Genomic DNA, 5,917 nt, shown 5'->3' with positions numbered 1-5,917 from the left:
ACTGGCAATCTTATATTCGAGTTGTCTAATAGAAGAAGACTGCACATTTTTTTCGTCAACAGTGATTTCGTTCAGATTTATCAAATCATCAAGAGAGCCGTCAAGCTCAACTTCCTCATCAAGGGAAAGCCCCAAAGTCTGCTTGAAACTAGCCAAATCGTTCAAGAAAGTCGTCCGCACACTCTCAACGGTCGGAATTTTGCTCTTGTAATTTACTTCCGCAGAAAGCACATCGATTTCACTCAGGCGCCCCTGATTGTATTTCGCAAGGTTGTTGTTGTACTGAGTCTTCGCAATCTCAAGATTTTTTTCTTGCAGGACAATATTTTCCTTTTCGTACAAAAGTCCGTAAAAAGCCTCGCGCACGCTGAGTTCCACGGATTTCACGGCATCATCAAAAGTCAATTTTCCAGATTCATAAGCAATTTTAGCCGCATTCATTGAAGTAAAAAGATTTCCGCTCAAAGAAACAGAAACACTTGCCGAAACACCGTAGCTGGCCGTATATTTTGATTCAGTATCACTCAAAGAATCCACAGGAATGGAAGAAGAAGCCGAAACGCTAGCAGAAGGACTCACGCTGTTCCATGAATGAGCCTTTGCCCTGGCCACCGCATCAAGAGTGATTTTCCCACGCGCAACCGAAACATTATTCTTTTTTGCCATTTCAACCGCCTCATCAACAGAAAGTGCGTTCAAAGAACAGGCGATAAAAGCAAAAACCACCGATATTATTACCTTTCGTTTCATACCTTAATAATATCGGTGATTAATTTTAGTTTCAAAAACAAAGTGTTATATAGAAAGATAAAACAAAATTTTATCTTATAGGAAATGCCCTACTTCTGCAGCAACTTGAATGTTCCCTTGATTTCATAGGCCGTTCCAATCCATTCAGCCTTCATGTTCTCAGGATTTTCAGCGTTGTATGCGACACCAAAATCATCGTTCTCGGTTGGATAAGAGCCTTTTATGAAGAATTTCTCAATCAACTCGATGTAATATTTTGCCGTATTGTCCTCCGGGCGAAGTTCACTGAGTTTTTTGAGCATTTCAAGGGCTTTTGCATAATCCCCGCTTTCAAAAACCTTCATCGCATCTTCCCAAGAGGCAACATAATCCAAAAGATTTTCATCCGCAGTTTCACGCAAATCAAGAAGCTCATAAAGCCGGATTGGTGTCACGACATTGACAACCTGAACACGGTCGAGGCTTCGCACGATAAAGCTTTCATCAAGCCCCTTTCTGGTCGCCTCGCTCATCAAGATTCCGCCCGTCCTGTACTGCTTGTTTACGCCCTCAAGACGGCTGGCCAAGTTTACATTGTTGCCCATGATTGTGTAATTCTTTTTGTTGGTTGAGCCCATGTAACCCGCGACAATTTCCCCGGAATTCAAACCGATTCGCGTGAAGATTGTCTTTTTGTTTTTGACCATAATGCAGAACGCATCGTACAAATCCTGCTCCATATCTTCTGGCTTTGGCTTCGTAACGACATCCTCGATGTAAGCGTTCATTTCGCGCTCTGTTTTCTTCATTTTGATTGCAGAACGACATGCAAGAGCCGCATGTTCAGTCGTCTTTAACGGTGCGCCAACGAATGCGACAATTGCATCACCTTCGTATTTATCAACGGTTCCACGATTATCCATAATGATGTCAGACATTTGTGAAAGATAGAAATTCAAGAGGGCAACCAGCTGAGCCGCACTCAACAATTCTGAAAAGCCTGAGAATTTCTGAATATCCGTGAAGATTGCCGTCATCTCGATTGTCTGGCCGCCAAGTTTGAATGAGGACGGATTTTTTATGATTTCATCTACGACGGCCGGTGCAAGACACTGACTGAAAGCCGATTTGATGAATTTTTTGTCACTTTCACTTGTCGCAAACCTGTAAATCGTCATCGCAAGATAAGATGTGAAAGCAATCAAGAATGGCGTGAACGCAGGAATATAAACATTGAAAAGTCTGATAAGCAGGAACGGCACGAAAACCGAAAGCAAAACAAGAAGAACGCCGGTTGTGTTCTGAATCAAATCCCTCTTTTCGGCAGGCAAAACAATCAGCACGATGGCAAAAATTGCCGCAATCACAACTCCCCAGCCCCAGTCAACCGGATAAATGAAATCCTGATTCATAATCGTGTTGTAAACATTCGCATGAGTTCCGACATTCATGTAAGCCCGCTCAAACGGAGTCGTACCTAAATCAGTTGTAGAACTTGCCGTATGTCCAAGAATACAGAATGAATTCTCATAAACCGCCTTTTTATCAGCAAAAATCGAGTTATATAGAGAATTTTCGCTCTCAAGAGTGTCAAAAAGCTCCGCAAGCTCCGTCTGAATCACCTGATATTCATCAGCCGGAATGTATTCGCTCAAAGCAAGAAGCCGGTCTGCGATTTCATCCATTGAATTGCCCTTGCAGAATGCAGTCACAGAATCAAAGAAATCTTTTCGTGCTTGGAAATACTGCTCGTACTCGGAATCGTCAATTCCACCGCCGATTGCATTTCCTTCTATATCATAGCCCTCGCATTTAGAAAGAAGATATTCCTTAAAATCAGTAATGTCCTTGTAATCCGAAACGAGCTGTTTGACAGCAGCGGCAGACTGAAGCGGATCAAGTTTCAGCCCCGGAATTTGCGCAGAATCAAGAGATGTTAAAAATCCGCTCAAAGATTTAAGCTCAAGGACTATGTTTTTTTCAAGCTCATCAAGCTGTGCAAGGAAGAACATGCTCTCATGCCTAAAAGAATCTACGAACAGCGAGTGGAGCCAGTTAATCAGCATTTTTCCTTTTGAGTCCAAAGGAATTTTTATAGTTTTTCCGTTAAGACCGCTGCATTTTTCAAGCCGCAAAGACCTTTTTTCACGGATGATTTTTTCTGGATTCAAGGTTCGGACAATCGGCGCAAAAGAAAGCTGCCCCGAATAAACATCATCTTTTTTGTTAAGAAGCTCAATTCTGCGGCGAGTTCCGTCCATATCGATGATGACATTCGTAAATCCGGCTCCGTTTGCGTGACTTATGAACTGGTGCATTGCCGGCGAGAAACCAATTATATATTTTTTGAGGAAGTCGGGATTGTCCCAGTCTGGTTTGTCCTCTGTAAAATTATCAATGAAGGAAGTTTTTATGCTGTCGAGCCTGGACTGTCTGAAATCTTTAAGAATCAAATCATTTTTATCTTCGGCATTATAAAGGAAGCGTTTTTTGACATACTCGATTTCCTCATCAGAATACTTCATGTCGATGTCCAGCGTGTTGATGGTGAGCCAGGTGTTCCCGAAGAACTGGATTGCGCGGGAAAAATAATCATCGTTATCCTTGATGAAGCTTTCAAAATTCGGGCGGCTTCCGTCAAAATTTGCAGCCGCATCGATGATTGCATCTTCATTGACGGCAAGATTTGATGGCGAAAGATACTCAATATCGAATACGGCCGAGCCAGCACCGAATTCTTTCATTCGAAGCAGCGCATTGGCAAAAATATTACGAGGCCAAGGCCAAGTTTTCATTTCCTGAAAAGAATCATTGCTTGTTGAAATGTTGTCCGCCTCAACAAGAAGAATTTCCTTTCGAGTGTCAGGATTTTTGACAAAGCCCAGCATCAAATCGTAGACGCGGTAGTCAAAATTCTGCAATGCACCAATGGCACAAAACAGAGTCCAAAATAAAACGGCACTCAAAACAATGATAAGGGCGACAATTTTTCGTGGAAGAGATTTTTTTTGATTTTTTCCTTTTTTTTGCTTATTTCCCATGACAAACAGTATAACACAGTTTATAATATAACTGTAAATTTTCTTAAGAAATTTTGCAAAAAAGCAGAATTTTTTATTTTAAAAAAGGAGTTGAAAATGAAAAAACTCATTTTATGTTTTTTGGCGAGTCTTTTTGTCAGCATGTCAGCTTTCGCCCAAAGTTCGGACAAAATGACAGCCATCATCAAATCAGAAAAAATCACCTGTGAACAAGCTTCTTATCTTCCTGCTCTTTACGCAAATTTAATCACAGAAAATGATTCACAAGACAGTGCTGCATTTGAAGCCCTCAAATCAAACGGCTATTTTTCTTCTGATTCACAAGCTGATTCAGAAATCACTCTTGCTCAAATCTCTTCTATTTACATGAAGGCATTACAGCTCAAAGGAGGTTTGTTTTACACATTAACAAAATCTCAAAGATATGCTTTCAAGGAACTGAAGGCTCAGGGAATCCTTCCGACCGAATCCGATCCTTCAATGAAAGTTTCTGGCAGGGAAGCAATAGATATTTTCAACAGCTGCCTTGAGCTTGCAGGAGGGAACGAATAATGAAAATGAAATTCAAAAATTTAATCGTCTGCACTTCACTTCTTTTTGCGGCGCAACTTGCGTTCTCTGTTGAAACAGGCGGACTTGTCACAAATGACACAACTTTCGCAAATGTCGAAAAAGACGGCGCATTAAAGCTCAATCAGAAAAACGGCGCAAACATCTGGCTCCGTCTTCCGATCACTGCTGACGGCTCAAGCTACTTCACAGCAGAAGGAGCTTTTAAAAGCGAATACATCGCAAGCGAAGAAGATTCTGATAAAAAGCTCAAACTCACGCTTGATGCTACACTTTTCAAACTCACACTCAAAAAAGAGCTTTCCTCTGGCGACCTTCAGCTTTCAGCAGGACGATTCTTCAATGCTGACACAACAGGCCTTATCTATTCCCAGAACGGTGACGGCCTAAAAATCGATGCGAACATCTCAAAAGTCAGTTTGTCGCTTTACGGCGCATACACAGGCCTTCTCAATGCAAAGAATGTCACGATTCTAAATCAGGGCAACAACTCAGAATTAAGCCCGGATCTTACCGACAAAGAAAAAACACTCTATGTCGTTGCAAAAAAATATGCCGTGGGAGCAGCAACTTTCTCTCTCCCGCATATTTTCGCCGGTCAGACAATTTCTCTCGAAGGTCTCGGAGCATTCTCGCTTGAATCAACAAAATACAGCAGAATGTACGGCACAGTTGCTCTCACAGGTCCAATCGTTTCTCCTGTGTTCTACAGCGTCACTTCAACAATCGGCATGTTCAAATATGATGACAGCGACACCGAAAAAGGCAACCTCACCACGGCCTCACTCTCGGCTTATCCAGATTTCAAGTCAATGTCAATTTCGCTGAACGGAGTTTACGCTTCCGGCAAGCAGGGCAGCTTCAAGTCTTTCCAGGGCTTCACAAGCAGCACCGCAGTTGAATCTCTGGCGGCTCCTGAATACACGAACATTGCAAAGGGCGGAATTTCTGCCACAATCAAGCCCGTTTCAAATCTTCTTCTTAATGCAAGCAGTGACATTGTGTTCAACACTGCAGGCGGAGACGAAAAGGACAAAATCGAACAGGCAGGTTTCCAGTATTCAGCAGGATTTAATTTCCAGGTTCTCAGCGATGTTTCTCTCGGAGCAAGTTTTAGCCAATTCATCTGCAAAAATGAATATAACAATGCAGCAGATAACTTCAGGGGAATTGGCGGCAACAAGACGCAGCTTAAGATTACAGCGGCAATCGCTTTCTAACATAACAGACAGGGGGTAAAATATGAAGAAATTTATTCTTTCAGTTGTTTTTACGGCTTTAGCTTTTTCATCATTCGCAATGCAGGCGACTGTTGTTTCTGCAAAGGGCAAGGCCGAAGTTCAGAGCGGAGACACTTGGGTTGCACTCAAAGAAGGCGATACTCTCAATCAGGGTGCCGTAATTCAGACAGGCTTCAAATCAGAAGTTATCCTTAAAATCAAGGAATCAACCGTTACTGTCGCTCCTCTTTCAAGAATTACTTTGCAGACTCTGGCAGAACGAGAAGGTCTTGCAGGAGCAAAAGGCAAGGATGAAACGGCAATCTTCCTCGACACAGGCTCGCTCAAATCAAATGT

4 protein-coding genes and 1 pseudogene are annotated in these 5,917 nt (G+C 42.3%); 3 read left to right on the top strand and 2 right to left on the bottom strand.

Annotated features, from left to right (window positions below):
- The coding region (locus tag B2089_RS10775; RefSeq protein ID WP_296687272.1) for a TolC family protein at positions 1–750 on the bottom strand (750 nt) is incomplete at its 3' end.
- Between the two features lie 89 nt (positions 751–839).
- Positions 840–3,770, bottom strand: a complete 2,931-nt coding sequence (locus B2089_RS10770) for a CHASE2 domain-containing protein (protein WP_296687270.1) — start codon at positions 3,768–3,770, stop codon at positions 840–842.
- 96 nt (positions 3,771–3,866) lie between these two features.
- Between B2089_RS10770 and B2089_RS10765 the strand changes: the two genes are divergently transcribed.
- The 3 genes and pseudogenes from B2089_RS10765 to B2089_RS10755 form a co-directional block, all read left to right on the top strand.
- Entirely contained in the window at positions 3,867–4,322 is a 456-nt protein-coding gene (locus tag B2089_RS10765; RefSeq protein WP_296687268.1) for a hypothetical protein, read from the top strand.
- Complete coding sequence (locus B2089_RS10760) at positions 4,322–5,560, top strand: hypothetical protein (protein WP_296687265.1); 1,239 nt, start codon at positions 4,322–4,324, stop codon at positions 5,558–5,560. The genes B2089_RS10765 and B2089_RS10760 overlap by 1 nt, the downstream gene beginning before the upstream one ends.
- Positions 5,561–5,582: 22 nt before the next feature.
- A pseudogene (locus B2089_RS10755) lies at positions 5,583–5,917 on the top strand (hypothetical protein); the annotation flags it as partial.

Origin of the sequence: Treponema sp. UBA3813, from assembly GCA_002368605.1 — a bacterium.
Taxonomy (GTDB): domain Bacteria; phylum Spirochaetota; class Spirochaetia; order Treponematales; family Treponemataceae; genus Treponema_D.
This window is presented reverse-complemented; position numbering and strand designations above follow the sequence as displayed.

What these genes read in the sequence shown, in the direction of transcription:
- B2089_RS10770 (WP_296687270.1), bottom strand. Translation starts at nt 3,770, where the DNA reads ATGGGAAATAAGCAAAAAAAAGGAAAAAATCAAAAAAAATCTCTTCCA.
- B2089_RS10765 (WP_296687268.1), top strand. Translation starts at nt 3,867, where the DNA reads ATGAAAAAACTCATTTTATGTTTTTTGGCGAGTCTTTTTGTCAGCATG.
- B2089_RS10760 (WP_296687265.1), top strand. Translation starts at nt 4,322, where the DNA reads ATGAAAATGAAATTCAAAAATTTAATCGTCTGCACTTCACTTCTTTTT.